General features: G+C 67.8%; 25 protein-coding genes. 14 read left to right on the plus strand and 11 right to left on the minus strand.

The window, feature by feature from the left end; translation table 11 throughout:
- Window positions 1-81: 81 nt before the first annotated feature.
- Window positions 82-759 carry an HD domain-containing protein gene (locus RQI43_RS16540; RefSeq protein WP_311275857.1) on the minus strand — a complete coding sequence of 226 codons (678 nt, stop codon included), beginning with the start codon at window positions 757-759 and terminating at the stop codon, window positions 82-84.
- Between the two features lie 118 nt (window positions 760-877).
- Here RQI43_RS16540 and RQI43_RS16545 point away from each other — a divergent pair, with 118 nt between their 5' ends.
- The 4 genes from RQI43_RS16545 to RQI43_RS16560 all read left to right on the plus strand — a co-directional run bounded on the left by RQI43_RS16545 (window position 878) and on the right by RQI43_RS16560 (window position 5,908).
- On the plus strand, window positions 878-1,843 hold the full coding sequence (locus RQI43_RS16545; RefSeq protein ID WP_311275858.1) for a helix-turn-helix domain-containing protein: 966 nt from the start codon (window positions 878-880) through the stop codon (window positions 1,841-1,843).
- Between the two features lie 266 nt (window positions 1,844-2,109).
- Window positions 2,110-2,628 (plus strand): 2Fe-2S iron-sulfur cluster-binding protein, encoded by a 519-nt coding sequence (locus RQI43_RS16550; RefSeq protein WP_311275859.1) that lies wholly within the window; start codon window positions 2,110-2,112, stop codon window positions 2,626-2,628.
- A complete protein-coding gene (locus RQI43_RS16555; protein WP_311275860.1) occupies window positions 2,625-3,638 on the plus strand; it encodes a xanthine dehydrogenase family protein subunit M in 1,014 nt (337 codons plus the stop codon). The genes RQI43_RS16550 and RQI43_RS16555 overlap by 4 nt, the downstream gene beginning before the upstream one ends.
- Before the next feature lie 14 nt (window positions 3,639-3,652).
- Entirely contained in the window at window positions 3,653-5,908 is a 2,256-nt protein-coding gene (locus RQI43_RS16560) for a xanthine dehydrogenase family protein molybdopterin-binding subunit (RefSeq protein ID WP_311275861.1), read from the plus strand.
- Between the two features lie 87 nt (window positions 5,909-5,995).
- Here RQI43_RS16560 and RQI43_RS16565 read toward each other — a convergent pair whose 3' ends face one another.
- The 8 genes from RQI43_RS16565 to RQI43_RS16600 form a co-directional block, all read right to left on the minus strand.
- Window positions 5,996-7,279 carry an MSMEG_0569 family flavin-dependent oxidoreductase gene (locus RQI43_RS16565; protein WP_311275862.1) on the minus strand — a complete coding sequence of 428 codons (1,284 nt, stop codon included), beginning with the start codon at window positions 7,277-7,279 and terminating at the stop codon, window positions 5,996-5,998.
- Between the two features lie 24 nt (window positions 7,280-7,303).
- Window positions 7,304-7,591, minus strand: coding sequence for an MSMEG_0570 family nitrogen starvation response protein (locus RQI43_RS16570; protein WP_056427847.1), 288 nt, complete (start codon window positions 7,589-7,591; stop codon window positions 7,304-7,306).
- Window positions 7,584-8,762 (minus strand): MSMEG_0565 family glycosyltransferase, encoded by a 1,179-nt coding sequence (locus RQI43_RS16575; protein WP_311275863.1) that lies wholly within the window; start codon window positions 8,760-8,762, stop codon window positions 7,584-7,586. The genes RQI43_RS16570 and RQI43_RS16575 overlap by 8 nt, the downstream gene beginning before the upstream one ends.
- A 5-nt stretch (window positions 8,763-8,767) precedes the next feature.
- Entirely contained in the window at window positions 8,768-9,742 is a 975-nt protein-coding gene (locus RQI43_RS16580) for a sll0787 family AIR synthase-like protein (protein ID WP_311275864.1), read from the minus strand.
- Window positions 9,743-9,744: 2 nt separating this feature from the next.
- A complete protein-coding gene (locus RQI43_RS16585; RefSeq protein ID WP_311275865.1) occupies window positions 9,745-10,290 on the minus strand; it encodes an MSMEG_0567/Sll0786 family nitrogen starvation N-acetyltransferase in 546 nt (181 codons plus the stop codon).
- Window positions 10,291-10,298: 8 nt separating this feature from the next.
- Window positions 10,299-11,387: an MSMEG_0568 family radical SAM protein gene (locus tag RQI43_RS16590; RefSeq protein ID WP_311275959.1), complete on the minus strand. Its 1,089-nt coding sequence runs from the start codon at window positions 11,385-11,387 to the stop codon at window positions 10,299-10,301.
- Complete coding sequence (locus tag RQI43_RS16595) at window positions 11,332-12,423, minus strand: Nit6803 family nitrilase (RefSeq protein WP_311275866.1); 1,092 nt, start codon at window positions 12,421-12,423, stop codon at window positions 11,332-11,334. The genes RQI43_RS16590 and RQI43_RS16595 overlap by 56 nt, the downstream gene beginning before the upstream one ends.
- Before the next feature lie 153 nt (window positions 12,424-12,576).
- Window positions 12,577-13,059 carry an MSMEG_0572/Sll0783 family nitrogen starvation response protein gene (locus RQI43_RS16600; protein WP_056427869.1) on the minus strand — a complete coding sequence of 161 codons (483 nt, stop codon included), beginning with the start codon at window positions 13,057-13,059 and terminating at the stop codon, window positions 12,577-12,579.
- Window positions 13,060-13,413: 354 nt separating this feature from the next.
- On the opposite strand from RQI43_RS16600, the gene RQI43_RS16605 reads away from it, so the two are divergent.
- The 5 genes from RQI43_RS16605 (at window position 13,414) to RQI43_RS16625 (ending at window position 17,855) form a co-directional block, all read left to right on the plus strand.
- The gene (locus tag RQI43_RS16605; RefSeq protein WP_311275867.1) at window positions 13,414-14,865 is read left to right on the plus strand and encodes a PLP-dependent aminotransferase family protein; all 1,452 of its coding nucleotides are present in this window, start codon (window positions 13,414-13,416) and stop codon (window positions 14,863-14,865) included.
- 287 nt (window positions 14,866-15,152) lie between these two features.
- Window positions 15,153-15,881, plus strand: a complete 729-nt coding sequence (gntA, locus tag RQI43_RS16610) for a guanitoxin biosynthesis heme-dependent pre-guanitoxin N-hydroxylase GntA (RefSeq protein ID WP_056427872.1) — start codon at window positions 15,153-15,155, stop codon at window positions 15,879-15,881.
- Complete coding sequence (locus RQI43_RS16615; RefSeq protein WP_311275868.1) at window positions 15,862-16,509, plus strand: urea carboxylase-associated family protein; 648 nt, start codon at window positions 15,862-15,864, stop codon at window positions 16,507-16,509. The genes gntA and RQI43_RS16615 overlap by 20 nt, the downstream gene beginning before the upstream one ends.
- Window positions 16,510-16,560: 51 nt before the next feature.
- Window positions 16,561-17,277, plus strand: coding sequence for a ribonuclease HI (gene rnhA / locus RQI43_RS16620; protein ID WP_056427876.1), 717 nt, complete (start codon window positions 16,561-16,563; stop codon window positions 17,275-17,277).
- 14 nt (window positions 17,278-17,291) lie between these two features.
- Entirely contained in the window at window positions 17,292-17,855 is a 564-nt protein-coding gene (locus tag RQI43_RS16625; protein WP_311275960.1) for a DNA-3-methyladenine glycosylase, read from the plus strand.
- A gap of 42 nt (window positions 17,856-17,897) precedes the next feature.
- On the opposite strand, the gene RQI43_RS16630 is transcribed toward RQI43_RS16625, so the two are convergent.
- A complete protein-coding gene (locus RQI43_RS16630; protein ID WP_244478111.1) occupies window positions 17,898-19,043 on the minus strand; it encodes an NADH:flavin oxidoreductase in 1,146 nt (381 codons plus the stop codon).
- A gap of 1 nt (window position 19,044) precedes the next feature.
- Window positions 19,045-19,437, minus strand: a complete 393-nt coding sequence (locus RQI43_RS16635) for a RidA family protein (protein WP_056427882.1) — start codon at window positions 19,435-19,437, stop codon at window positions 19,045-19,047.
- A 120-nt stretch (window positions 19,438-19,557) separates the two neighbouring features.
- On the opposite strand from RQI43_RS16635, the gene RQI43_RS16640 reads away from it, so the two are divergent.
- From RQI43_RS16640 to RQI43_RS16660, 5 genes are all read left to right on the plus strand, one after another.
- Window positions 19,558-20,511, plus strand: coding sequence for a LysR substrate-binding domain-containing protein (locus RQI43_RS16640; RefSeq protein ID WP_200930129.1), 954 nt, complete (start codon window positions 19,558-19,560; stop codon window positions 20,509-20,511).
- 241 nt (window positions 20,512-20,752) lie between these two features.
- Window positions 20,753-23,683: a monovalent cation/H+ antiporter subunit A gene (locus RQI43_RS16645; RefSeq protein ID WP_311275869.1), complete on the plus strand. Its 2,931-nt coding sequence runs from the start codon at window positions 20,753-20,755 to the stop codon at window positions 23,681-23,683.
- The gene (locus RQI43_RS16650; RefSeq protein WP_018041828.1) at window positions 23,683-24,051 is read left to right on the plus strand and encodes a Na+/H+ antiporter subunit C; all 369 of its coding nucleotides are present in this window, start codon (window positions 23,683-23,685) and stop codon (window positions 24,049-24,051) included. Before RQI43_RS16645 ends, RQI43_RS16650 begins: the two co-directional genes overlap by 1 nt.
- Complete coding sequence (locus RQI43_RS16655) at window positions 24,048-25,655, plus strand: monovalent cation/H+ antiporter subunit D (RefSeq protein WP_311275870.1); 1,608 nt, start codon at window positions 24,048-24,050, stop codon at window positions 25,653-25,655. Before RQI43_RS16650 ends, RQI43_RS16655 begins: the two co-directional genes overlap by 4 nt.
- A complete protein-coding gene (locus RQI43_RS16660) occupies window positions 25,652-26,143 on the plus strand; it encodes a Na+/H+ antiporter subunit E (protein ID WP_311275871.1) in 492 nt (163 codons plus the stop codon). The genes RQI43_RS16655 and RQI43_RS16660 overlap by 4 nt, the downstream gene beginning before the upstream one ends.
- The last annotated feature ends 6 nt before the right edge of the window (window positions 26,144-26,149 follow it).

The raw sequence follows: 26,149 nt of genomic DNA on the forward strand, positions 1-26,149 counted from the left end.
CCTCACCGAACGACGCGACTATCGGACCTTCAGGTGCGACACGGGAAGAGAACCTACCCGCTCGCCGCGAGGGTCCACGCTTCAGCCACGATCAGCGCAGCCGCATCCCGGGGCATGGGCGCCGGTGGGCCAGCGCGAGCGACGGATCAATTTGCAGAAGTTGCCCTTGTGGAAGCCGGGCTCCTTGTCGGCGATGACGTCCGCCTTAACGTTGCCGAACGTCGTGCCCGGCTTGTGTCGGATGCCGTCGTAGAAGGCCTGGATGATATCCTCTTTGAAGTCGGGCGTCCGAGGGAAAGCCGACACAACCGCCTCACGCTCGGCGTCCGAATACTCTCCGTAGGTCAGACCGAGCACATCCATCTCGACGCCGGCCGTGACGAGTGCCACCACCGGATGCATGTGGACCGGGATTCCCGGCGTCGTATGCAGCGCGATGGCGGTCCAGACCGTATACACATCCGCCTCCGGTACTCCGTGCGCTGCCAGGAAGTCGCGCGCCGCATTGGCGCCATCGACCTCGAAGCGCTCCTCCGTGCTGCTGTGGTCCGGCATCAGGCCAACGTCGTGGAACATCGCTCCCGCGTAGAGAAGTTCGCGGTCGAAGCTCAGATCGCGGCGGATGCCTGCCAAGGCGCCGAATTGGTAGACCCGGCTCGAATGATTGAAGAGGAGTTCGGTTTCCGTGTCCCGGACGAACTCAGTGACGGCACGGGCCAATTTGCTGTCTGGAATGGTGGCCAAGGTGGGAATGCTCATGAGCGGGTTTCCTTTGTGCTGAGCCTCCCAACGAGCTACGAGACATCCTTAATGGCATCAATCATCGTGTAGCGGCATTTCCTGCCATCATTCATGCATCCTCAGCCACGGAGCCCCAATGGTGCCCCGACTCGTCGCCATCCTCGCCCTTCCCGGGGTCCAATTGCTCGACGTGGCCGGCCCGCTCGACGTCTTTGCCGAGGCGAACGTCCAGAGCGGCGAGGATGTCTACGATCTCGCCATCGTCGGAACGGCCGCAGATACGATTCTGACGTCGTCGGGACGGCGTCTCGTGGCGGATCTCGTCGCTCCCGGCACCGACCCGACTCGCTTCGACACCTTGCTGGTCGCGGGAGCGCCTCGCATGCACGAGGCGGGCGTCGACAACGGCCTCTTGGACTGGCTCGCGAAAGTCGCGACGCAGTGCCGGCGCTACGGTTCGGTCTGCAGCGGGGCGTTCCTGCTCGGTCAGGCCGGCCTGCTGGACCGCCGGAGAGTGACGACGCATTGGGCCGTGGCGGAAGTGCTGGCGGCGCGCTACCCCGAGGCGTCGGTCGAGCCCGATGCGATCTGCCTCTTCGACGGTCCGCTAAGGACGGCGGCCGGGGTCACCGCGGGACTGGACCTCGCGCTGGCGCTCGTCGAAGAAGATCTTGGCGCGGAGATCGCGCGCCGGGTCGCCAGCCAACTCGTGATGTTTTTTCGACGCGGCGGCGGGCAGATGCAGTTCAGCCGACGCGGGCTCAGTGCACCGGCCGGCCGATCGGCCTTGCAGGAGGTGCAGCGCTGGGTGGCTGCGCATCCCGCGCAGGATCACGCGGTCGAGAAGCTCGCGGCGCGTGCGGGAATGAGTCCGCGCCATTTCGCGCGCCTGTTCCGGACCGAGACGGGACTGACACCGGCCGCCTACGTGGAAAACGTCCGGATCGAGGCTGTCCGGCGCCTTCTGGAAACGGACGACATCGTTCTCAAGCAGGTCGCGAGCGCTTGCGGGTTCCTCGACGCCGACACCCTCCGGCGGGCCTTCATGCGGCGCGTCGGGACAACGCCTGCGGAATATCGACGACGACATCTGCATCGCTGAGCCGACGGCGCATCTGAGCCTGCACGCCCGTTCGAACTTTCAGATCCGGCGAATCGGCGCTCATCCGGCGGCGGCGCCTCGAACCAGCCCGGTGGCGCCCGACATCCTTCTCGCCAGCGGAAACACCCCACCGGGGAACAGGCTCAATTTGGAACGGTTATTGAGTGGGCGGGCGTGGGGCGCGGAAGATCTTCCCCCCGCGGCCGCATCGCCATTCGAGAAACCCGGCCGGCATCTCACCGGTCCCGATCCCTCAGGACATGCCCATGCTCATCGACAGCGGATCACCCGGGGCGCCAGCCGCCATCGGCATCAGCCTGACCATCAACGGCGAGGTCCGTGAGCTTCAGGTGGCTCCTTGGACCACACTCCTCGATCTGCTGCGCGAGGAGCTCGACCTCACCGGCACCAAAAAGGGCTGCGACCACGGCCAGTGCGGCGCCTGCACCGTGTTGGTGAACGGCACGCGGATCAATTCCTGTCTAGCACTCGCCGTGATGAAGGACGGCGCCGAGATCGTCACCGTCGAGGGGCTGGCCAGACACGCCGGCCAGGACGGCGCGATGCATCCGCTCCAGGCCGCCTTCGTGGAGCGCGACGCCTTCCAGTGCGGATACTGCACCCCCGGTCAGCTCTGCTCGGCCGCCGGCATGATTGCGGAAGGTCACGCTAGGTCCCGCGAAGAAATCCGTGAGGCCATGAGCGGCAACATCTGCCGTTGCGGCGCCTACACCAACATCGTCGATGCCATCGAAGACGTGATGCACGCGGGAGCCGCCCGATGAACCGCTTCGATTACGTCCGCCCGACCACGGTCGAGGAGGCGGTGAGGGCCATCGGCTCGGCTGCCAATGCGCGCTTCATCGCCGGCGGCACCAACCTCGTCGACCTGATGAAATACAATGTCGAGCGGCCGGAGCGCCTCGTCGACATCACCCGCCTGCCCTTGGAGGCCATTGAGCAGCGCGACGGCGGTCTCGGCATCGGCGCCCTGGTGACCAACGCGACCGTGGCCTATGACGAGCGGATCAAGAGCCGCTATCCGCTCCTGTCGAGCGCGATTCTGGCTGGTGCCTCGGGCCAGTTGCGCAATGCCGCCACCACCGGCGGCAACCTGCTCCAGCGTACCCGCTGCTATTACTTCTATGACGACGCGATGCCCTGCAACAAACGCGATCCCGGCACCGGCTGCCAGGCAATCGGCGGGGTCAACCGCATCCACGCCATCTTCGGCACGAGCGACAAGTGCATCGCCACCCACCCGTCCGACATGTGCGTGGCCCTTGCGGCGCTGAACGCGATGGTACGGGTCACCGGGCCAGCGGGCGAGCGGATCATTCCCTTCGGTGAGTTCCACCGCCTGCCGGGGGACGAGCCGCAGCGGGACACCACCCTCGCGGCCGACGAGATCGTGCTGTCCGTCGATCTGCCGGACGAGGATTTCGGCGCCCACCACACCTACCTGAAGCTGCGCGACAGGCTCTCCTACGCCTTCGCCCTGGTCTCGGTGGCCGCCGTGATGAAGCGCGATGGCGACACGATCACCGAGGCGCGCTTCGCCCTCGGCGGCGTCGCGCACAAGCCCTGGCGCAATGCGGAGGCGGAAAGCTCCCTGAAGGGCAAGCCCGCCACCCGTGAGACGTTCGAGGCCGCCGCCGACATCGTCATCCGTCAGGCTCAGCCGCAATCCGAGAACGGCTTCAAAGTCGAACTCGCCCGGCGCGCCATCATCCGCGGCCTGAGCCAGGCCGCGGCCGGCACGCCGCAGTCGCAATCCGACAAGCGCATCGCCTGAGGACCCGTCCAGACATGGCAAACAGCATTTCCTCCACCGGCACGGACAGCTTCGTCGGCACCGCGCGCAGCCGCGTCGACGGCCCTGCCAAGGTCACTGGCCTCGCGAAATACGCGGGCGAATTCACCGCGGCCGACCTCGCCCATGGCTACGTCGTCTCCGGCGGCATCGCAAAGGGCCGCATCACCGCCATCGACACAGCAGCGGCGGAGGCCGTCCCTGGTGTGGTCAAAGTCTTCACCCACGAGAACCGCCCCCGCACGGCGTGGCTCGACTATAATTATCAGGACGCCGTGGCGCCCCCCGGCTCGCCGTTCCGCGCCCTCTACGATGACAAGATCCTCTACAGCGGCCAGCCCGTCGCGCTGGTCGTCGCAGAGGATTTCGACACTGCCCGCTATGCCGCCTCGCTGATCAAGGTCGCCTACGAGGTCGAGGAGCCCCTCACCGATGTCGAGCGCCAGCGCGAGTTCGGCTACGTACCGCCGATGAAGCGCGCGGGAATCAAGCCGCCGCCGGAGCCCTGGGGCGATGCCGAGGGCGCTTTCGCCTCTGCGCCGGTGCGGCTGCGCAACGATTACACGCTCGCCGTCGAGCATCACAACCCGATGGAGCCGCACGCGTCTACCGTTGTGTGGGAGGGCGATGGCCGGATCACCGTCTACGACAAGATCCAGGGCGTCTCGAACAGCCAGGGCTACATCGCCGGCGTGTTCGGCATGGACAAGGACAAGGTGCGGGTGCTCAACCCGTATCTCGGGGGTGGCTTCGGCCTCGGCCTGCGCCCGCAATACCAGCTCTTCCTCGCGGTGATGGCCGCGCGCGAACTGGAGCGCTCGGTGCGCGTGGTGCTGACCCGCGACCAGATGTTCACGATGAGCTATCGCCCCGACGTGCGCCAGACGATCTCGCTGGGCTCCGACGAAGGAGGCAAGCTGCTCTCGCTCCGTCACGAAGCCTTGTCCGGCACCTCGCGGTTCGAGGATTACCAGGAGGTCGTCGTCAACTGGTCGGCGATCCTCTACGGCGGCTGCGAAAATGTCGCCCTCGACTACAGACTGACGCAGATCGACACGTTCACGCCGTCCGACATGCGCGCGCCTGGGGCGGTGACCGGGGTCTTCGCCCTCGAAATCGCCATGGACGAACTCGCCTACGCGACGAAGCAGGACCCGATCACCCTGCGCCTGAAGAACTACACCGATAGGGACCCGACCGAGGGCAAGCCCTTCGGTTCGAAATCCCTGCGCGCCTGCTACGAGCAGGGCGCCGAGCGGTTTGGCTGGTCGGAGCGCAATCCCGAGCCGCGCTCCATGCGCGACGGCAAGGAACTCGTCGGCTGGGGCATGGCCACGGGCGTGTGGGAAGCCCTGATGCAGAAATCCTCGGCACAGGCGACGCTCACCGCCGATGGCAAGCTCGTGGTCGGCAATTCCACCGGGGATATCGGCACCGGCACCTACACGATCCTCACCCAGATCGCGGCCGATGCCCTTGGCCTGCCCATGGAGGACGTGACGACGAAGCTCGGCGACACGGATTTGGCGGAAGCCCCCGTCGCGGGCGGTTCGTGGACGGCGGCCTCGTCCGGCACGGCGGTGATGAAGGCCTGCCGAAAGATCGCGGCGGATGTCTTCGCCATGGCCCGCGCCATGGACGATTCACCGTTGGCCAATGTCGATCTCGAACGCGTCGTCTTCACCGGCGGGCGGATCGAAGTGGCGGGTGATCCGTCGCGCAGCGTCTCGCTGGTGGAGGCCATGGCGGCTGCGGGCGTCGACAAGGTCGAGGCCACGGAGAGCGCGGGGCCCGATGCCGGGCACGCGAAGGAATTCGCCTCCTACACGCATTCGGCCATCTTCGCCGAGGTGAAGATCGACGAGGAACTCGGCCAGGTCCGGCTCACGCGGATCGTGTCCGCCATCGCGGCAGGCAAGATCATCAACCCCAAGACCGCGCGCAGCCAGATTCTCGGTGGCGTGGTGATGGGGATCGGATCAGCCCTGGAGGAAGAATCGATGCTCGACCACGCGGTCGGCCGGTTCATGAACCACAATCTCGGCGAGTATCACGTGCCGGTGAATGCCGACATCCACGACATCGACGTGATCTTCGTGGAGGAAGAGGACAAAGCCAACCCGATGGGCGTGAAGGGCCTCGGCGAAATCGGCATCGTCGGCACCGCCGCCGCGATTGCCAACGCGGTGTTCCACGCCACCGGCAAGCGTATCCGCGATCTGCCGATCACCATCGACAAGATCATCGGGTGATCCAACAGTCGAACTGTAAGTAGGTGCTGAGTCACCCGGACCGTACGCAATGGTCCGGGTGACTCGATGGAGGCGGTTTTTGTTGCCTCAACTCGCCATCGAAAGGGGCTCCCCGACAGAGCGTTTCGCCCGCATATCCACCACCCGCTCCGCCAAATACTCTGTATCCCGCGCGATGCCGGAGAAGCGGCCGGAGCCCCAGGTGTGGAGCCAGGGCAGGCCGACGAAGTAGAGCCCATCCACCGGGGTCACGCCGCGCGTGTGAATCGGCAGGCCGCGCCCGTCGAAGGCAGGGGCGTCGATGAAGCTGTAATGGGCGCGGAAGCCCGTCGCCCAGATCACGCTGCCGATCCCGGCCGCCTTGGTATCGAGGCTCGGCGCGTGAGGTCCCGGCGCCCAGAGCGGGGTGTAATGCGGCTGTTCGGGAGCATCGATCCCCTTGGCGGTGATGTGCCTGTCGATGGCGCCCTGGATGCCGGTATAGACTGCATCCGCGTTGTCGAGGTTCCGGCTCAGATCGTCGGCGAAACGGAGCACCGGCCCGTCGATGGAGTCGAGGCGGCCGTGGAGGCTCATGCCTTCCAGGGCGAAACGGCGCAGGTCGATGTCGCGGCCGCCGTCGCGGCCGGTGAGGTAGTGGTTGGCCTTGCGCCGGACATCCTCCTTGAGCGGGTGGTTCTCCACGGGGAGGTCGTACTGGCCCATATCGGCGAGCCAATCGACGGCGTCGCGCCCACGATAGGTGCGCGGGCAGCGCGGCGCACTGCCGACCACGAGATGGACCTTGCGGCCCGCCAGATGAAGATCTTCGGCAATCTGGCAGCCGGACTGGCCAGAGCCCACCACTAACACCGCACCGTCCGCCATCTGACCCGGATTGCGATAGGTCGAGGAGTGGATCTGCCGCAATCCGGCGGGCAGCCGCGCGGAGAAGGCCGGGATCGACGGCACGTGATAGCCGCTGATCGCCATCACCACCTGGTCGGCCGTGTGATCGCCACCGCTCGTGGCCACGGCGAACCCGCCGTCCGCGCGGCGGCGGATCGACGTGACGGTCACCCCCTCTGCCACGGGGGCTTCGATCGCCCGGGCATAGGCCTCGATGTACCGGACGATCTCGTCCTTCGGCATGAATCCATGCGGCTCGGCACCCGGATAGGGGAAGCCCGGCAGCTGGCATTGCCAGTTCGGCGTGACGAGGCAGAAACTGTCCCAGCGCTGCGTCTTCCAGGCATGCGCGATGGTGTTCTTCTCGAACACGATGTGGTCGATGCCGTGCTGCCGGAGCTGATAGCTCATCGACAATCCGGCTTGGCCACCGCCGACGACGATGACGGAATGGTGCGAGGGGGGCGTCAGGATCTGGTCCATGGGGCGTCCTTCAGGCTCGGTCCGCTATTCCTCGAAGGCCTCGACCCGCACGCGGGCATCGGGCAACGCGGCGAGCGCCCTGGCACCGGCCTCGATCCGCGCGAGCTGCCCGAGGGCGAGGCTGCAGGGAAACCCGTAGCGCGCCTCCACCCGCTGGCTGGCGATGGTCAGCGCCGTCCGACTGCGGGCGACGAACTCGTCGAGGGCGTAGGTCTCGCCGACTCCGAAATGCTCCTTGATGACGAGGGAGGGCGAGTAGCAGGCCTCGCGCCGGCCATCCGGCCAGCGCACGTGGAAATGCATTTCAGGCATCCGACATCTCCTGCTTGCGGGCGGCGAGCGCCGCATAGGCGGACTCGTGCTTCTCGGCGCAGGCGCGCCAGGAATGGGCCTCGGCGACAGCGATCCCTGCTCTCGCCAACCGGCCGCGGAGGGACGGTTCGAGGATTGCGCGCAGGCCCTCGAGGATCGCACCCTCGTCCTCGGGATCGACGAACACGGTGTCTCCGGTCGTCAGATATTCCGTGAAGGGTGGCCGGTCGGACACGAGGGTGGGCGTTCCGCTCGCCATCGCCTCCAGCACGCAGAGGCCGAAGCCTTCCCTCAGCGAGGGGAAGACCAGTGCGTCGGCCAGGCGATAGAAGGCCGGCATCGCCGCCTGAGGCGCCGGTCCCGTCTCCACCACCGCCCGGCCGGGGCCGAGGGTGAGGCCGTTCCGGTCGAGCGCGGCCCGGCACCGGGCCTGGTAGCCGGAATGGTCGAGGAGCGAGGCACCGCCGACGACGAGAAGCTGCGCGTCCGGTCGCTCACCCCTCAAACGCGCGAAGGCCTCGATGATGGCGAGGGTGTTCTTGCGCTCCTCGAACCCACCGACGCTGAGGAGCACGGGACCGTCACCGAGGCCCCAGTGCGCACGGAGCGCCGCATCCCCCTCCCCCGGCGCGGGGCCGAAGGCGCCGGTATCGACACCGTTGCCGACATTGAGCGCGTCGAGACCGTAATCCCGCGTCAGTGCGCCCTGCCAGAGGCTGCTCACACACAGGAGGGCGGTGGCGTCGAAGATCGCCCGGTCGTGCCAATAGGCGAGCTGGGGGTCGGAGAAGAGGTCGACATGATGGACCGTCCGCACGAAGCCGGGGATCAGGCGGCGGCGCGCGAGGGTGGCAAGCGCATTGCCGCTGATGGCGTCCTGCGCATGGAAGACATCGTAGTCGCAGGCCGCCGGCGATGCGAAATGGCGCAGGTAATCCTCGATGCGGATGCGCACGAGCTCTACCGTGGAGCCCGAGACCGGCCGTGCGGCGACCGAGGTCACCGGGCAGGCGGCCCGGCGGAAGAAGCCGCTGCCCGAAGGGTCCGGCGCATGGACCACGGCCTCGTGGCCGAGGGCGACGAGCGCCTCGCCGAGGGCCAGGGCATGGACCACCCCGCCGCGCGGATTGGTGGAATGCGCCAGGATGGCGATGCGAAGCGGCTCACCCATTCGCGTCACTCCCCTTGCCCGCAACCGATGAGGGGACCGGCCGCGAAATCCCAGATGACGGCCTCGTCCTCACCGTCGGCGAGGGTGGCGACACGGCTCGCATCGATGCCGCCGATGGCGGCGGCCGCGATCCCCCGCTGCGTAAAGCGCTCCAGCACCGCCTCGACATTCCCGGGCGGAACGCTGAGCAGGTAGCCGAAGCTCGGGAAGGCGGTGAGCCAGCGAACGAGGTCGATCCCCTCGGGGCGCGGGATGCGGTCCAGCCGGATCGACGCGCCGACGCGGGAGCATTCGAACAGCATCAGCGCCGTACCGACGAGGCCGGCCATGCTGATGTCCTTGGCCGCCTTGGCGAGCCCGTCCTCGGCGATGCCGCTCAACAGTTCGATATCGCCGCGCAGGCGAAGGGCCGGTGCGGCACTGGCCGCGTCCCAATAGGGGTGCGGACCGCGAAAGGCGCCGCGCAGGTCGATCGCCGCCACGAGGCTGTCGCCGGGCCGGGCGTCGAAGCTGGTGAGCAATGTCTTCGCACGGCCCAGGATGGCCACGGCGAGATGCTCGCCCGCGTTGCGCGTGTTGCTGTGGCCGCCGACGATGGGCACGCCGAAGGTCTCCGCCCCCGCCCGCAAGCCCCTGAGCATGGGGTCGGCATGGGCCTGGTCGCGGCTCCACAGGGCGTCGACCACGGCGATCGGGCGTCCGCCCATGGCCGCGATGTCGCTGACATTGACCATCACCCCGCAGAAGCCGGCGAAATACGGATCGTCGGCGACGAACCCATCCATGAACCCTTCGATGGCGAGGAGGAGGTAGCCGTCGCTATCGGGAATCGCGGCACAATCGTCGCCCAGGGGCACGGCGAGCGCACGGTCGCCCAGGCCGAGCCGCCCGATGACCGCGTCGATGTCGCGTTTATGGGCGAGGCCGCGCCCGTCTCGGAGATGTCGCGCGATCTCGGCAAGGGACTGTATCTGGCCCATGCTCACGCCGCCTGTTTCAGGAGGGTGACGAGGCCGTGCTCCGGGTCCGCCATGGCTGGGTAATGGGCGAGATCGGCCTGCATCAGGTGATGCGGCCGCCCATGAAGTTCGATCTCGGCGAGACTCGTCCAGTGCAGAGCCTGGAACAGGACCGCGTTGGCACTCTGCACATGGGCGAGAAAGCGCGTGCATCCGCGCGCATGGGCGGAGGCCACCGCCACGTGGATCAGGCCGGCGCCGAGGGCACCGATCCGGCGGTGATCCCGCGCCACGGCGAGGCGCGAGCCCCACCATTCACCGGGATTGTCGGTCGTCTCGTGGATGCGCACGGTGCCGACGACGACGTCCGGAGCGCCGCCCAGGGTCGAGAGGGCGCAGATCGGGACCGCCGCCGCGTCGATGGCATCGCGGTCGTCGCCCTCGAAGATCCCCTGCTCGAAGCAGAAGACCTGGCGACGCAGGGCGGCCGTTCCGTCCCGCTCCCAGGGCGCGGTGGCGAACTTGATCCGGAAATGGCTCGACCGGTAGGCGGGGACGGGCTCGAACATCGTCCAGCTCACCGCTCGTAAGTGGACAGCGCCGAGCAGGCGCCGCAGCGTCCGCAGCCGGCCTTGATGTCGGTGGAGCGCAAACCCGCCCCAACCAGCATCGCCGCGAGCGGCTCGAGCACGGAATGCATGAAATCCGGCGAGGGGGCGGGATGGTCCTCCAGCGGCGTGCCGGAAATCGGCACGAACGGCACCACGAACGGGTAGACTCCCATGCCGATCAGGCGCTCGGCCATGGCGAGGATCGCCTCCGCCGTGTCGCCGAGACCGGCGAGGATGTAGGTCGAGACCTGGCCCTTGCCGAAGACCGGCACGGCGGCGGCGAAAGCGTCGAAATAGCGGTCCAGCGGCACGCTCGCCTTGCCGGGCATGATTCGCGCCCGGACCTCCGGGGTCACCGCCTCGAGATGCAGGCCGAGCGCATCGACGCCCGACGCCTTCAGCCGGGCGAACCAGCGGTCGTCGTCCGGCGGCTCGCATTGGGCCTGGATCGGAAGATCCACCGCCGCCTTCACCGCGAAGGCGCTCTCGCAGAGAACTGCCGCCCCTCGGTCGGTGGCGTTGGGCGTGCCCGTGGTCATCACCATGTGCTTGACGCCGTCGAGGAGCACGGCGGCGCGGGCGACCTCCGCGAGTTGCTGCGGCGTCTTATGGGCGACGGTTCGCCCGGCCGCGAGCGACTGTCCGATGGAGCAGAACTGGCAGGTCTTGGTGCGGCTCTGGTAGCGGATGCAGGTCTGCAGCACCGTGGTGGCGAGCACGTCGCGCCCGTGCAGCACGGCGATCTTCGAATAGGGCACCCCGTCGAGGGTCTGGAGCCCGTAGAACCGGGGCTTGCCCGGAAACGTCACCCGACCGATCACGGTGCCGTCATGCTCGATGAGGCTCGACCCGTCGGCATCCGGCCGGCGCACGAGATAGGGCGAGTCGAAGGCGCCCGCGGTATGGACCGGCACCATCACGGTGCGGCCTGCGATGGTCATCGCCTTGTGGTCGGAGGGACCGGCCCCGCCCCGGCGGCTGGCGACCCCGGCGCGAGTGTCAGCCAACCTGACTCCGTAGGATTGGAGCGCGTTGATCAGGCGCTCCGTCGGCATCCCCTGGTAGACCGGGGACGGCACCGGCGAGGAAGCGGCCGGGGAGGTCAGCAGCGGAGAGTCGCTCATGGTCGGTGCTCCGGGGATGCGGGATGTCCGATGCGGGCGTGGTCACCACCGTGCGGGCGGGACGTGCGTCATGGTTGAGGCTGAGGAGTTCGGGGCGGGCGTAATGGCCGACCGAATCCATCATCCGCTTGCGCTTGGTGACCAGCGCCATGTCCATGTCGGCGACGAGGATGCCCTCGCCCTCCGTCATCGGCGGAACGAGGTGCTTGCCTTCAGGCGAGACGATGGCGGTGCAATTGCCGCCGCGCAGGGCCCCGCGCATCCGCTCGTCGGGAGAGATCTTGGCGATCTGTGTCTCGGTGAGCCAGCCGGTGGCGTTGACGACAAAGGCGGCGGCCTCGAGGGCGTGGTGCCGGATCGTCACCTCCATCTGGTCGGCGAAGATCTGCCCGACCATGGAGCCCGGGAACTGGGCCGCGTGGATCTCCTGATGCTGCGCCATCAGGGCGTAGCGGGCGAGCGGGTTGTAATGCTCCCAGCAGGCGAGCGCCCCGACCCGGCCCACCGCCGTCTCGACCACGGTGAGGCCGGCACCGTCCCCCTGACCCCAGATCATGCGCTCGTGGTAGGTCGGCGTGATCTTGCGGCGCTTGAGCAGCAGCGTCCCATCCGCGTCGAAGATGAGCTGCGCATTGTAGAGCGAGCCGTGGTCGCGCTCGTTGATGCCGAGCACGATCACCGCGCCATGCCGGCGCGCGGCGGCCGAGACCGCCTGCGTCACCGGCCCCGGCACGGTCACCGCGCCCTCGTAGAGGCGCAAATGTTCGGGCCCCTGCGCCGCCGGCGGGGCGATGAAGGAGAAGTACGGGTAGTACGGCACGAAGGTCTCGGGGAACACGATGAACCGCGCGCCCTTGCCCGCCGCTTCGTCTGTCGCGGCGAGCACTTTCTCCAGCGTCCCGCCCGGCCGCTCCAGATCCGGGGAAATCTGGACGGCGGCGGCGCGCACGATGCGTGACTCGGACATCGGCCTGTTCCCTGTTCGCCATGGTCCGCGAGCATTCCCTCTCCCCTCTGCGGGAGAGGGTGGCCCACGAAGTGGGTCGGGAGAGGGGAGCGCCATCTCCGGAGAGGTCGCCCCTCTCCCGCCTCCACCACAGAGGGGGAGGGTCGTCCGGCCTCAGACCGTCCAGGTGTCGATGACCACGGCGTTGTCGCGCTTGTGCAGCAGCACCAGGTCGAGGACGTCGGTGGGGGCGATGGGGCGGATGCCCTCGATCAGCGAGGGCTCGCCATGGCCGTAGAGCGCCTGCAGCGCGAACCGGCAGGCATAGACCTTGCCGCCCTCGGAAAGGAACTTCACGATCTGGTTGTTCATGTTCATGTGGCCGGGAAAGGCCTCGTCGCCGAGCGTCGGGAAGCCGCGCTGGACGCCGAGCGTCACGCCCGGCCCGTAGAGCAGGACGGAGGTCTCGAAGCCCTTGCGCAGCAACCGCGTCGCCTGGAGCAGGTTCACGAAGCCGATGGAGCCCTCGAAGGCCACGGTGTGGAAGGTGACGAGGGCCTTCTGGCCCGGCTCGGCCTTCACGTCCTCGAAGACCTTCTCTTCGTAATCCACGAAGTAATCGCCCTTCTTATGGTGCTCGGCGGTCACGGCTGGCATCGCAAATACTCCCCGTCATCTCGATATCCGCCGCGATCACGAGCAGCGACGGCTGATGAGGAGATGGCAAACCGCATGCCAGCAACCGGAGGAGTTCGATCCAGCCAAATCCGCGCTGACGGATACAGTCAATCATGCGGTCAATGTCCGTCGAATGCGAAGGCTCTGACCAGCGTGCCGATCGCTTAAAAAGCGAGCATTGGATGCATACATACTCGACACAATGGACACTATACTCACGATCTATTTGAATGCATTGACCGGAAATTCAGATCCAGAACCTTACGGTATATCGCGGCATGGCGGTTGCTTTCCATACAATACCGGATTGAATGGATATTGATCGGTTTCGCGATGACCAGCAGCCACCGATCGGGCAAGTCCGCCCGGCCGACCTTGCCTCTCCTCGTCTCGCCGGAGGGATGGACGCCGGACCTCCGCCGCTGGGGCAAGCCGCATTACCTCGCCATCGTCGAGGCCATTGCCGACGATATTCGGACCGGGCGTCTCGCCATCGCCGAGCGTCTCCCGCCCCAGCGCGTCCTCGCCGAGCGGCTGGACCTGAACTTCACCACCGTGGCGCGCGGCTATGTTGAGGCGCAGCGTCGGGGGCTCGTTGAAGCGCGGGTGGGCCAGGGGACCTTCGTCGCCGAACCGGCGCTCCGCGTCACGCAGCCGAGGGCGGCACCGGAGCGCCGGCACGGCCCCGTCGATTTCACCATGAACCTGCCGCCGGAACCCGACGACCCCGCTTTGCTCGAGCGGATGAGGGGCGGCCTCGCCTCGGTCTCGGAGAATCTCGCCAATCTGCTGCGCTACCAGGGTTTCGGCGGGACGCCCGACGACAAGGACGCGGCGGTGGAATGGCTGCGCCGCCGCGGCCTCGACGCGCCTCGCGACCGACTCCTGATCTGCCCCGGCGCCCATGCGGCGCTCGGAGCCGTGATGAGCCTCGTGGCGCAACCCGGCGACACAATCTGCTGCGAGGCGCTGACCTATCCCGGCGCGCGGGCGCTCGCCGCTCATCTCAACCTGCGCCTCGTCGGCCTGCCCATGGATGGCGAAGGGATCGACGCCGCGGCCTTCGCGGCCACCTGCACCCGTCATGCGCCGAAGGCGCTCTACCTCAACCCGACCCTACAGAACCCGACCACGATCACGATCTCGCCGGAGAGACGCGAGGCCATCGTCACCGTGGCGCGACGCTACAACGTGGCGATCATCGAAGACGACGCCTACGGTTTCGTGCCGATGATTCCGGTTGCGAGTTTCTACCGCCTTGCGCCGGAGATCACCTATCACGTGGCCGGCCTCGCCAAGTGCCTCGGTGCCGGCCTGCGGCTCGCCTACATGCTGGCCCCCAGTGCCCGCGCGGCACTCCAACTGACGTCCGCCCTGCGCGCATCGACGGTGATGGCCTCCCCCATCACCACGGCTCTCGCGACGCACTGGATCAACGACGGCACCGCCGAAGCGATCCTGGCCTTCGTCCGCTCGGAATCCCAGGTTCGCCAGGGCATCGCCGCCGGGATGCTGGGGCGGCACGGCGTGACCGCCGACCCCGCCGGCTTCCACCTCTGGCTGTCCCTGCCCGAAGGCTGGACCCGTTCGGCCTTCGCGAGCCAGGCGCGCGCAGCCGGAATCGGCGCTGTGGCGAGCGACGCCTTCCTCGCCGCAGGAGAAGCGCCTGAAGCGGTGCGGATATGCCTCGGAGGACTCGCCGGCCGCGCCGAGATCACGCAATCGCTGGAGGTGCTTGCCCATGCCCTGTCGCATTCACCGGAGCTGGCTTCCGCCTATATTTAGCAGCACGCGACAAACGGCCGGAGCGGTAGCAAGAGAGCGTCAAGGTGTCCCATGACAACGACCCCTTTATCTCCATGACAATGTACGAAAGAAGACCGACCTAGATTATCCTAATTTATCGAGATCCTGGGTCTCATCTGTTGGTGATTCCGGAAACTCTGTGGACAGCGACGTTCTAGCTCAACGAGAGTCGGAACCTCCCCTGCCGCGATTGGTTGGCCATGTCCTCGCAGCGCGGGCCTCCGGGTCCGCTTGCGGAGCTCAGACCAGAGACGATCCGGAGCACCATGCTGTTTCCCACCGACGATGCCGGGCATCCGCTCGCTCAGGAATTTCACGCCTTCATCAAGAGTCAGCCTTTCCCCTGCGTCGGTGCGAAATCGGCTCTCGCCAAGGGGCAACTGAAGGTTCTCGTGGCCCGCGACATCGCCTCCGGCTGGGACGATACGCGGATCTATCCGGCGCTTCTGGCCTTCATCTGCCGCTACCGGGCCGACCCGAAACTGTTCCAGAGCTTCGCCGTCGTCTTCGAAGCGTCTCAGCGCCAGAGCGAAGAGGAGTTCGAGCGGCACCTGTGGGCGCGTGTGCAATCCCTCTCCGACAAGGACGTCTTTCTCGGCCAGCGCTACGACAAGCGGGTGCAGGCCGACCCGGACGACCCGCATTTCTCCCTGTCCTTCGGCGGGGAGGCGTTCTTCCTCGTCGGCATGCATCCGGGCGCGAGCCGTCCGGCCCGCCGCTTTTCCCACCCCGTCCTCGTCTTCAACGTCCGCGCTCAGTTCGAGCAGTTGCGGGCGGAGGGCCGTTACGAGGGTCTGCGCTCGGCCATTCTCGCCCGCGATGAAGCCCTTGCCGGCTCGATCAACCCGATGCTGGCGCGGCATGGCGAGACATCGGAAGCGCGCCAATACAGCGGCCGCGCCGTCGAAGGAGATTGGGTCTGCCCGTTCAGGGGGCGCGAGACTGGGACCAGGGCCGGCGACTCCGCTCTTCGGGATGGCCGCGATGCCGCCTGACATCGCCCTCCCCCCGGTCCGACGCCACGAGATCGCGCCCCGCAGTGGCGTCGCCTTCGTGCTCGCCAAGGGCGACCGCCTCACTGTGATCGACCCGAACGGCGAGCAGGTCGCCGATCTTCTGGCCTTCTCCGCGGCCGACCGCGAGGAGGTGATCTCGTCGGGCCGGACCCTGGATTACGCCAGCCGCATCTACCTGACGACGGGCGACCCGATCTACTCGAATCGCTCGAACATCCTGCTGCGCATCGTCGAGGATACGGTGGGGCGGCACGATTTCCTGCTGACCCCCTGCTCTGCGGACACCTTCCGCATCATTTACGGCGACACGCATCCGCACCACGGCTGTTTCGGCAATCTCGCTGCCGCGCTCGCGCCCTACGGCATCGAACCGGACCGTATCCCGGTGGCCTTCAACGTGTTCATGAACGTCGTGGTGAACGGCGAGACCGGGGAATTGAAGGTCGAGCCGCCCCTCAGCCGGGCCGGCGACCGAGTGACCTTCGAGGCCGAAACCGACCTCATCATCGGGCTCACCGCCTGCTCGGCTCTGCAATCGAACAACAATGCCTTCAAGCCGATCCATTACGAGATCCGGCCCGCAGGTGCGCCCCCGCAATCGCCCTGACCCTGCGCCTTGTGCTAGGGGCCCCGCTGCCCCGGACATGAGATCAGCGTCATGACGACCACGAAGCCCGCCCTCGCCCGCGCCGTCGCCTATGCCGATGGCGGCTGTGATCCGAACCCGGGCCCGGGGGGCTGGGGCGTGGTGATCGAGGGACCGGAGGGCAAGATCGAGCTCTGCGGCGGCGACCGCGCCACCACCAACAACCGGATGGAACTGACGGCGGCAATCAAGGCCCTGTCGCATTTCCCCGCCGGGTCGGCGATCGAGATGCGCTGCGACAGCCAGTACGTCATCAAGTCGGTGACCGAATGGATGCGAGGCTGGAAGGCGAAGGGCTGGCGCACCAGCACCGGGCCGGTGAAGAACGTCGAGCTGATGCAGGAGCTCGACGCCCTCAACGCCGCCCGCGACGTGAAGTGGACCTGGGTGCGGGGCCATACCGGCAATGTCGGCAACGAGCGCGCCGACCGGCTGGCGGCGCAGGGTCGGCGGCAGGCCCTCGGTCTCGCTCCGGCCGGCGAACCGGTTCCGTCCCCCGCCGTCCCGGCGGTGGTGCCTCCTCCGGGCGTGGCGGCGGAAGCGCCGGCCCCTGCCCCCCGCACGACGCCGGTGGCGATCGATCTCGGCCTCGGCCTCGACGTGTCGCGAGCGGCCAAACTCGGCGGGCTGACGCCTCAGGCCTTCGTCGAACGCGCAATCCGCGTGGCCCTGAAACTCGGGCCGGACGGCATCGCCCGCGTGCTGGATGGCGGTTCCGCCAAACCGTGAGCCTCGGGCAAGCCGTGAGCCTCGGGGCGGATTTTTATGCGAGGCCGGCGGCGGCGGTCGCCTCCGACCTGATCGGATGCCGCCTCCTCGTCTCTGGGATCGGCGGGCTCGTCGTCGAGACCGAGGCCTATGACCGGAGCGACCCGGCCTCCCATAGTTTCAACGGGCCGACCCGGCGCAATGCCAGCATGTTCGGGCCGCCGGGCCATGCCTATGTCTACCGCTCCTACGGCATGCATTGGTGCCTCAACCTCGTCTGCGAACCGGGGAGCGCGGTACTGATCCGCGCAATCGAGCCGAAGGAGGGGATCGAGACCATGCGCGAGCGGCGCGGGCTCGACGCCCTCCGCCTCCTCTGCGCGGGACCGGGCCGCCTGTGTCAGGCCCTGGCGGTGACGAGCCTGCAGGACGGTCTTCCCCTCGACCGGCCGCCCTTCGAGCTGGAGCGACGGGACGCGACGCCGGAGATCCTGGCCGACCGCCGCATCGGCATCACGCGCGGGGCGGACACCCCCTGGCGCTTCCTCCTCGCGGGCTCGGCCTATCTCAGCAAGCCGGTATCGCGCCGACGGGAATAGGCCGGCCATCGAGGGACACCGGAGCCCAGGGTCGTTTCGGTCTCAATCGGGGGTGGCGGCGGAGCGCCGCCGATAGGCCTCGGCATTCTCGAGATCGGCGATGGGGGATAGGAGCGCGCCGTCGAACTCATCGAGGGAAAGTCCTCCCGCTACGCGGCGCGGCCAGTCCGGATTGGCGAGAGCTCCGCGTCCGAGAGACACGAAGTCCGCTTCGCCAGCAGCCATGAGACCGGCCGCCCGCGATGGCCGATGAAGACCACCATTGGCAATCACGGGTCGACGGCCGTGGCGCTTGGCCAGAGCCGCCAGACTTGCCGTCGCCTCGAAGGCGGGCTGCCACGCCTCATGCTCTGTCGTGTGCAGATAATCGATGGCCAGGCCGCCGAGCGTACCGAAGATGGCAGCGGCCTCGTCCTCGCCCCCGCTCCATTTATGCGTGAGGTCGTTGACCTTGCCCTGGGAGATGCGGAGGCCCACCACGAAATCGAGCCCGACAGCCTTCCGGACGGCATCCACGACTTCGACGATGAGGCGCATCCGCCGGACGACGTCGCCGCCGTAGCGATCCTGGCGCAGGTTGGTTCCCTCGCTGAGGAACTGGTCCAGGAGGTAGCCGTTCGCCGCGTGGATCTCGACACCGTCGAAGCCCGTATCCCGTGCCCGAACCGCCGCCTCGGCAAAGCCGATCACGACGGCCCTGACGTCCGGTTCCGACATGGCATCGGGGATCGGATACTCACCGCTTCCGCGATAGAAGATCATCTGCCGGCCCTTGGGCCTCACCGCCGAAGGTCCCCTGGTCCCGGTCCGGAACGCGTTCCCCTGTGAGAGGGCCCCGGCATGCATCAGCTGTGCGATGATCCTCGCACCGTGCCCATGCACGCCCTCGACGATCGGCTTCCAGGCATCGCACTGTCCGGTGTCGGTAAGACCCGGCTGGAACAGGTAACCCTGAGAATGCGCCGTGTCGGTGTAGAGGCCCTCGGTGATGACGAGGCCGAAGCCACCGGTCGCGAAGGCGGCATAGTAATCCGCCATGCGTTGCGTCGCACGGCCATCCGACCCGGCGCTGACCCGCGTCATCGGGGCGACCGCCATTCTGTTCCGAAGCGCCATCGGTCCGATGGCCGACGGCGTCAGGAGACGGCGCAGGGCGTCGGGATCCGGCATCGTCGCCAGCGCATCCACCTCAAGCACTCCTGACGCTGACGGCCGCGATGGCCTCGATCTCGATCATGGCCCGGGGATCGTAGAGCGCCTTGACCTCGGCGATGGTGTCGGCGGGATAGGGCGCGGTGAAGTACCGGCCGCGCAATGCCACGACGTCCCGGAAGTGGTCCATGTCGGTGACGAAGATCGTCACCTTCACCACGTCCTTCAGGCTCGATCCGCCAGCCTCCAACACCCTGCGGAGGTTGGAGAAGGCCTGCTCGCCCTGCGCCATGAAGCCACCGTCGACGATCCGCCCGTCATCATCCGCCCCGGCCTGGCCGGAGACGAAGAGAAGGCCGCCATACCGAATGCCCTGCGACAGCAGGAAAGGCTCATAATTGTCGGGCTGCGTGATGATGCGTTCCAGCATGGTCGTCTCGCTTTCGATGGACGGGAAAGCGGCATGAACCCATCTTGCCCCAGCCGCTCCGATGGCGGAGAGGTGGGCTCGAATCCGGAGCGCGACAAACTCCAAATCCTCGGGTGATGGATGAGCGGATCTCATCTCGGTCTGCGACGCCGCCTACCGCCGCTCGGCGCTCTGCGTGCTTTCGAAGCCGCGGCACGACACGGGAGTTTCAAGCTTGCGGCGGCCGAGCTCGCGGTGACGCCAACCGCGATCAGTCACCAGATCCGCGGCCTCGAAGAGAATATCGGACTGAGCCTCTTCGAGAGACGGGTCCGCCAGGTGATGCTGACCGAGGCCGGTCTCCAGCTATACCCTGTCCTGCGCGAGGGGTTCGATGCCTTCGAAGCCGCCATTGCCCGCCTGACGCGAGTGCGGAGCCGCGTACAGATCACCATCACCGCCACGAGCGCGTTCACGGCGAAATGGCTGGTCCCGAGGGTGTCCGGCTTCCGGGCTCTCCATCCGGATATCGACCTGCATCTGCTGGCCTCGGATGACGCCATCGATCTCGATGCCGCCGGCGCGGACCTCGCCATTCGCTACGGGCGCGGCCCCTATCCGGGCCTCTCCGCCGAGGCGATGTTCGCCGATCGTTTCGCGCCTGTGGTCAACCCTCTCCTCCGCAAGATCGCCTTCGACGACCTAACGGGCGACGATCCTGAAGCCGCGCCGCTCATCCATTTCCGTTGGCGAAGGAAGCATCCGCTGAACCCGACCTGGGAAACCTGGTTCGATCGCGCGGGATTGCCTTGTCCATCCCGGCCCGGCCAGATCCGCTTCTCCGACGAGGGGCACGCGATCCAGGCCGCGGTCGCGGGCCAGGGGGTCGCCCTGTTGAGCCTCGCCCTCGTGGAAGCGGAACTGGCGGCGGGCCAACTCGTCCAGCCGTTCGGGCCGGTTCTGGACGGCCATATCTACCATCTCATCACCAGCGAGGCAGGCCTCTCGAAACCCAGCGTACAAGCCACGACCGAATGGCTGCGCGCGGAGGCCGCCACGTTCCGGGCGCGGATGGAAGGCCATCCTTCGACCTGACATACCTGTCCTCGCGATATCGGGCATTGAACGAGCAAGGCTCTATCTCGGCAGGGCCAGACCATGACCGGAGAGATGTCGCGGGGATTCTACGGAATCTTGGCGCTCTCCGCCCTCGCCACGTCTGATGTTGCGTCCTATACCGCACTCGACCCGCGCGAGCGCCCCGCTCCTGGTTTCGCCGGACGCCCCCGCACCCCATGGAGGGCGCTCCCGCCCAACGAGGGTATTGCCCGAGCCGATGCCGCCCCACCTGCTCCTCGCCATCGCCGCCATCCTGCCCTTCCTCGGCAGCGTCGTGGCGATCTGCCTGCCGGGCCACGCACGCAACGCCGCCGCGATCGTTGCGGGTGTCGTGATGGTGACCTGCCTCGCCTGCATCGGGCTCCTTTACCCCGCCATCGCAGGCCCGGACCCCGTCATCTGGGCGGTCGACTGGCTGCCGACGTTGGGCGTCCGCCTCGTGCTGCGGCTCGACGGGCTATCCTGGCTGTTCGCCGTCCTGGTGCTCGGGATCGGCGCGCTCGTGGTCCTCTATGCGCGCTACTACATGGCGGAAGCGGACCCGGTGCCGCGTCTGTTCTCGTATTTCCTCGCCTTCGTCGGTGCGATGCTGGGCATCGTGCTCTCGGGCAACCTGATCCAACTCTTCGTCTTCTGGGAATTGACGAGCATCGTCTCGTTCCTGCTCATCGGCTACTGGTCCGACAACGCCTCCGCACGGGACGGCGCGCGGATGGCGCTGACCATCACGGCGGCCGGCGGCCTCTGCCTGTTCGTCGGTCTGGTGCTCATCGGGCAGATCGTCGGCAGCTACGACCTCTCGGCGGTGCTCGCCTCGGGCGACGCGATCCGCAACAATCCGCTCTACGTGCCGGCCCTGGTTCTGGTGCTGGCCGGCGCGCTCACCAAGTCGGCGCAGTTCCCGTTCCACATCTGGCTGCCGCGCGCCATGGCGGCACCGACGCCGATCAGCGCCTACCTGCATTCAGCCACCATGGTGAAGGCCGGCATCTTCCTGATGATCCGGTTCTGGCCGGTGCTGGCGAACACCGAGGCCTGGTACTGGATCGTCGGCACCGCCGGCATGATCACGATGCTGGTGGGCGCGTGGAGCGCGATCTTCCAGCACGACCTCAAGGGTCTGCTCGCCTATTCCACCATCAGCCATCTCGGGCTGATCACCCTGCTCCTCGGCCTCGATTCGCCGCTGGCCGTCGTGGCGGCGATCTTCCACACGGTGAACCACGCAACGTTCAAGGCCTCGCTGTTCATGGCGGTGGGCATCATCGACCACGAGACCGGGACGCGCGACATGCGCCGCCTCAGCGGTCTGTGGCGGGCCATGCCCTATACGGCGACGTTGGCGATGGTCGCCGCCGCCGCGATGGCGGGTGTGCCGCTCCTCAACGGCTTCCTGTCGAAGGAGATGTTCCTGGCCGAGGCGGTCGACAACGCGGACGGCCACCTGCTCAATCTCGCCTTGCCGGTGCTGGCGACGTTGGCGAGCGCCTTCACCATGCTCTATTCCGTGCGCTTCATCCGGCAGGCCTTCTTCGGACCCGCCCCGCACGACCTGCCGCACGCGCCCCACGAGCCGGTCCGCTGGATGCGCATCCCGATCGAGCTGCTGGTCCTCGTCTGCGTCGCCATCGGCCTCGTGCCGAACCTGACGATCGGTCCCCTCCTCGCAGGCGCGGTCCGGGCGGTCCTCGGCGAGCGGACCCCCGATTACGACCTCGCCATCTGGCACGGCTTCAACGCGCCGCTTGCACTCAGCATGGTGGCGCTGCTGGGCGGCATCGCGCTCTACGTTGCGTTCGGGCGGCGAATCAACACCAATCCCCGCGGCGGCCCCTGGCTGATGGACCGGATCGACGGCGGCTGGCTGTTCGAGCGGACCATGACCGGCCTCGTGAACGGCGCGCGGCGCCTGGAAGCCGGGCTCGGCGCCGAGCGGCTCCAGGCGCAGTTGCGCATTCTCTTCCTCACCGTGCTCCTGGCCGCATTGGTGACGGGAGCCGCACGGGGGCTCGACCTGTTCGCGCCGGGCAAGACCACGGAGTTCGACCCGGCCTTCGCGCTGATGTGGCTCGTGGGCGCGGCCTGCGCCATCGGCGCGGCGGAGCGGGCGAAGTACCACCGGCTCTCCGCCGCCATCTTCGTCGGCGGGGCGGGCCTCGTGAGCAGCCTCACCTTCCTCTGGCTCTCCGCCCCGGATCTCGCGGTGACGCAGATCCTGGTGGAGATCGTCACCACCGTGCTGCTGCTGCTGGGCCTGCGCTGGCTGCCCAAGCGCGACGCGGCAATTCCGGCGCCGGCTTGGGAGAAGACGCGGTCCCGCCGTCGACGGATGATCGATCTCGGCATCGCCGCCTTTGCCGGCCTCGGGCTCGCCGGCCTAGCCTACGCGGTGATGACCCGGCCCGCCGTCGACGGGATCGCCCGCTGGTTCATCGAGGAGGCCTACCCGCAGGCGGGCGGACGCAACGTCGTCAACGTATTGCTGGTGGATTTCCGGGCCTTCGACACGTTGGGCGAAATCTGCGTGCTGGGCATCGTCGGCCTGACGGTGTTCGCGCTTCTCCGGCGCTTCCGCCCCGCCTCGGACAGTCTCGGTCCTCCCAAGCAGCAGGTGAACCACGACGCCTATGACGATGCCCGCGAGGGCCGCGAGCTCGGCGACACCACCGCCGATGCTCTCCTCGTCCCGCGCGTGGTGATGACGTGGCTGTTCCCCTTCATCGTCCTCCTCGCGCTGCACCTGTTCCTGCGCGGCCACGACCTGCCGGGGGGCGGCTTCGCGGCGGGCATCGCGCTCACCATCGCCTTCATGCTGCAATACATGGCTCAGGGCGCGCAGTGGGTCGAAGAGCGGCTGCGGATCCAGCCGATCTCGTGGATCGGCATCGGCCTGCTGGTCTCCGTCTCGGTCGGCGCCGGTTCCTGGCTGTTCGGGCGTCCGTTCCTCACCGCCTATTTCGCCTATTGGAAGCCGCCTCTGCTCGGCAAGGTCCCGATGGCGAGCGCGCTTCTGTTCGATCTCGGGATCATGGTGCTGGTGGTGGGCGCGAGCGCGCTGATGCTCGTCGCCCTGGCTCACCAATCCCTGCGGCGCACCCGCCCCGCCGAGGCGGGGGTGGAGCGGGTCGTCGAGAAGGAGCCCGCCTGATGGAGATCGTGCTGTCCCTGGGGATCGGCGTCTTCGCCGCTTCGGGCATCTGGCTGATGCTGCGTCCCCGCACCTTCCAGGTCGTGCTGGGCATCTCGCTGCTGAGCTACGCCGTCAACCTGTTCATCTTCGCCATGGGCCGGCTGACGGTGGGCGCCCCGCCGGTGCTCGGAGCCGGGGCCGACATCGTCTCCGTGGACGATCCGGTGCCGCAGGCCCTGGTCCTCACCGCCCTGGTGATCGGCTTCGCGCTCACCGCGCTCTTCCTCGTCGTGCTGCTCGCCGCCCGCGGCATCACCGGCAGCGACCATGTGGACGGCCGCGAGCCGCATCTGGCGGAGCCGAATCCAGAGAACCCGCATCCATGAACGCCACGGTTCTGAATGCCCCCCTGGTCAGCGACTGGACCGACCATCTTGTCGTCCTGCCCATCGTTCTGCCGATCGCGGTGGCCGGGGCGATGTTCCTCATGGACGAGCGCCGGAGTCGGCTGAAAGGGGCGCTCAGCCTCGCCACGGTGCTGGCCCTCCTCGGCATATCCCTCATCCTCGTCTGGCGCGCGAGCGAGGCCGCGCAGATCTACCGCCTCGGCAACTGGGCCGCGCCCTACGGCATCGTGCTGGTGGCAGACCGGCTCTCGGCCCTGATGCTGGCGCTCGGCAGCGTGCTGGGCCTATGCGCCCTGGTCTTCTCCTTCGCCCGCTGGGGCCGGGCGGGTCCGCGCTTCCACGGCCTGTTCCTCCTGCTGCTGATGGGCGTCAACGGCGCCTTCCTCACCGGAGACCTGTTCAACCTGTTCGTGTTCTTCGAGGTGATGCTGGCCGCCTCCTACGGTCTCGTCCTGCACGGATCGGGCGAGACGCGGATACGGGCCGGCCTCGGCTACATCGCGGTCAACCTCGTCGCCTCGCTGTTCTTCCTCGTCGGCGTCAGCCTCATCTACGGCACGATGGGAACCCTCAACATGGCCGACCTCGCCCGGCGGCTCGCGGCGCCGGAGGCAGGGGAACTCGCTTTGTTCGAGATCGGCTGCGCGATCCTCGGCATCGCCTTCCTGATCAAGTGCAGCGCCTGGCCGCTCGGGTTCTGGCTGCCCACCACCTACGCGGCAGCGAGTGCGCCGGCGGCCGCGATCCTTGCGATCCTGAGCAAGGTCGGCATCTACGTGGTGGTGCGCCTGAGCCTGCTTCTGTTCGGCGCGGGACTGTCGGAGGGGTTCGGACAGACCTGGATCCTCGCCGCCGGTCTCGCGACGATGGCCTATGGCGCCATCGGCATCCTCGCCGCGCGCGACCTCACGCGGGCGGCGGGCTATGCGGTGATGATCTCGTCGGGCACGGTGCTGGCGGCCTTGGGGAGCGGCAGTGACCGGGCGCTCTCGGGGGCCCTGTACTACCTCCTCGGCTCCACCCTCGCGGCGGGTGCCCTGTTCCTGCTCGCCGAAATCCTGCAGCGCGGCCGCGACCCGCTGGAGGCCGCCCAGGCCGTCTTCGCCGACGAGTACCGCGACCCGTTCGACGATGCCGACGCCACCGAGATCGGCCGGGCGATCCCCGCTGCGGTGGCGCTCCTCGGGAGCGGCTTCCTCGTCTGCACGCTGATGTTGGCGGGGGTTCCCCCGCTCTCCGGGTTCGTCGGCAAGCTCGCGATCTTCACGGGGCTCACCACGGGCACGATGACCGCGTCCGCCTGGTGGCTCATCACCGCGCTGACCCTGTCGAGCTTCGCCACGCTGATGCCGATGGTGCGGCTCGGGATCAAGAACCTCTGGGTTCCGAGCGACGACCCGCCGCCGGTCCTGCGCCTTTCGGAATTCACCGCTCTCGCCGGCCTGCTCGCCGCCTGTGTGGCGCTCGCCCTTTGGGGCGGCCCGGCCCTCGCCTATGCCGACGAGACCGTGCGCTGGCTGGCCCAGCCGCAGGATTACGTTCGCGCCGTCCTCGGGCCGACCCGGGAAGGCGGTGGATCGTGAGCCGCCTCCTGCCCTACCCCATCCTGTCGGCCTGCCTCGCCGCGACCTGGCTGCTCCTGAACGCGCCGCTCTCACCGGGCAACGTCCTGCTGGCGCTGCTGGTCGGCCTCACGGTTCCGGCCGTCATGCTGGCGCTACGGCCTCCCTCGGTGCGGGTGCGGGCGCCCGGCACCCTCGCGCGGCTCGCCGTGATCGTGCTCTACGACATGGTGCGCTCGAACATCGATGTCGCCCGCATCATCCTCGGGCTTCGCGGCGGCGAGCGGCGGACCGGCTTCGTCACGATTCCCCTCGACATGCGCGAGCCGTTCGGTCTCGCGATCCTATCGATCATCCTCACCGGCACGCCCGGCACCCTCTGGGTCCAGTACGATTCCGACACGGGCTGCCTGCTCATTCACGTGCTCGACTACACGGATGGCGAGGAATGGGTGCGGCGGGTGAAGGACCGCTACGAGCGCCCCCTGATGCAGATCTTCGTCCCATGAGGTTCT

The organism is Methylobacterium sp. WCS2018Hpa-22, assembly GCF_031843785.1.
GTDB lineage: Bacteria > Pseudomonadota > Alphaproteobacteria > Rhizobiales > Beijerinckiaceae > Methylobacterium.

What these genes read in the sequence shown, in the direction of transcription:
- RQI43_RS16540 (WP_311275857.1), bottom strand. Translation starts at nt 759, where the DNA reads ATGAGCATTCCCACCTTGGCCACCATTCCAGACAGCAAATTGGCCCGT.
- RQI43_RS16545 (WP_311275858.1), top strand. Translation starts at nt 878, where the DNA reads ATGGTGCCCCGACTCGTCGCCATCCTCGCCCTTCCCGGGGTCCAATTG.
- RQI43_RS16550 (WP_311275859.1), top strand. Translation starts at nt 2,110, where the DNA reads ATGCTCATCGACAGCGGATCACCCGGGGCGCCAGCCGCCATCGGCATC.
- RQI43_RS16555 (WP_311275860.1), top strand. Translation starts at nt 2,625, where the DNA reads ATGAACCGCTTCGATTACGTCCGCCCGACCACGGTCGAGGAGGCGGTG.
- RQI43_RS16560 (WP_311275861.1), top strand. Translation starts at nt 3,653, where the DNA reads ATGGCAAACAGCATTTCCTCCACCGGCACGGACAGCTTCGTCGGCACC.
- RQI43_RS16565 (WP_311275862.1), bottom strand. Translation starts at nt 7,279, where the DNA reads ATGGACCAGATCCTGACGCCCCCCTCGCACCATTCCGTCATCGTCGTC.
- RQI43_RS16570 (WP_056427847.1), bottom strand. Translation starts at nt 7,591, where the DNA reads ATGCCTGAAATGCATTTCCACGTGCGCTGGCCGGATGGCCGGCGCGAG.
- RQI43_RS16575 (WP_311275863.1), bottom strand. Translation starts at nt 8,762, where the DNA reads ATGGGTGAGCCGCTTCGCATCGCCATCCTGGCGCATTCCACCAATCCG.
- RQI43_RS16580 (WP_311275864.1), bottom strand. Translation starts at nt 9,742, where the DNA reads ATGGGCCAGATACAGTCCCTTGCCGAGATCGCGCGACATCTCCGAGAC.
- RQI43_RS16585 (WP_311275865.1), bottom strand. Translation starts at nt 10,290, where the DNA reads ATGTTCGAGCCCGTCCCCGCCTACCGGTCGAGCCATTTCCGGATCAAG.
- RQI43_RS16590 (WP_311275959.1), bottom strand. Translation starts at nt 11,387, where the DNA reads ATGCCGACGGAGCGCCTGATCAACGCGCTCCAATCCTACGGAGTCAGG.
- RQI43_RS16595 (WP_311275866.1), bottom strand. Translation starts at nt 12,423, where the DNA reads ATGTCCGAGTCACGCATCGTGCGCGCCGCCGCCGTCCAGATTTCCCCG.
- RQI43_RS16600 (WP_056427869.1), bottom strand. Translation starts at nt 13,059, where the DNA reads ATGCCAGCCGTGACCGCCGAGCACCATAAGAAGGGCGATTACTTCGTG.
- RQI43_RS16605 (WP_311275867.1), top strand. Translation starts at nt 13,414, where the DNA reads ATGACCAGCAGCCACCGATCGGGCAAGTCCGCCCGGCCGACCTTGCCT.
- gntA (WP_056427872.1), top strand. Translation starts at nt 15,153, where the DNA reads ATGCTGTTTCCCACCGACGATGCCGGGCATCCGCTCGCTCAGGAATTT.
- RQI43_RS16615 (WP_311275868.1), top strand. Translation starts at nt 15,862, where the DNA reads ATGGCCGCGATGCCGCCTGACATCGCCCTCCCCCCGGTCCGACGCCAC.
- rnhA (WP_056427876.1), top strand. Translation starts at nt 16,561, where the DNA reads ATGACGACCACGAAGCCCGCCCTCGCCCGCGCCGTCGCCTATGCCGAT.
- RQI43_RS16635 (WP_056427882.1), bottom strand. Translation starts at nt 19,437, where the DNA reads ATGCTGGAACGCATCATCACGCAGCCCGACAATTATGAGCCTTTCCTG.
- RQI43_RS16640 (WP_200930129.1), top strand. Translation starts at nt 19,558, where the DNA reads ATGAGCGGATCTCATCTCGGTCTGCGACGCCGCCTACCGCCGCTCGGC.
- RQI43_RS16645 (WP_311275869.1), top strand. Translation starts at nt 20,753, where the DNA reads ATGCCGCCCCACCTGCTCCTCGCCATCGCCGCCATCCTGCCCTTCCTC.
- RQI43_RS16650 (WP_018041828.1), top strand. Translation starts at nt 23,683, where the DNA reads ATGGAGATCGTGCTGTCCCTGGGGATCGGCGTCTTCGCCGCTTCGGGC.
- RQI43_RS16655 (WP_311275870.1), top strand. Translation starts at nt 24,048, where the DNA reads ATGAACGCCACGGTTCTGAATGCCCCCCTGGTCAGCGACTGGACCGAC.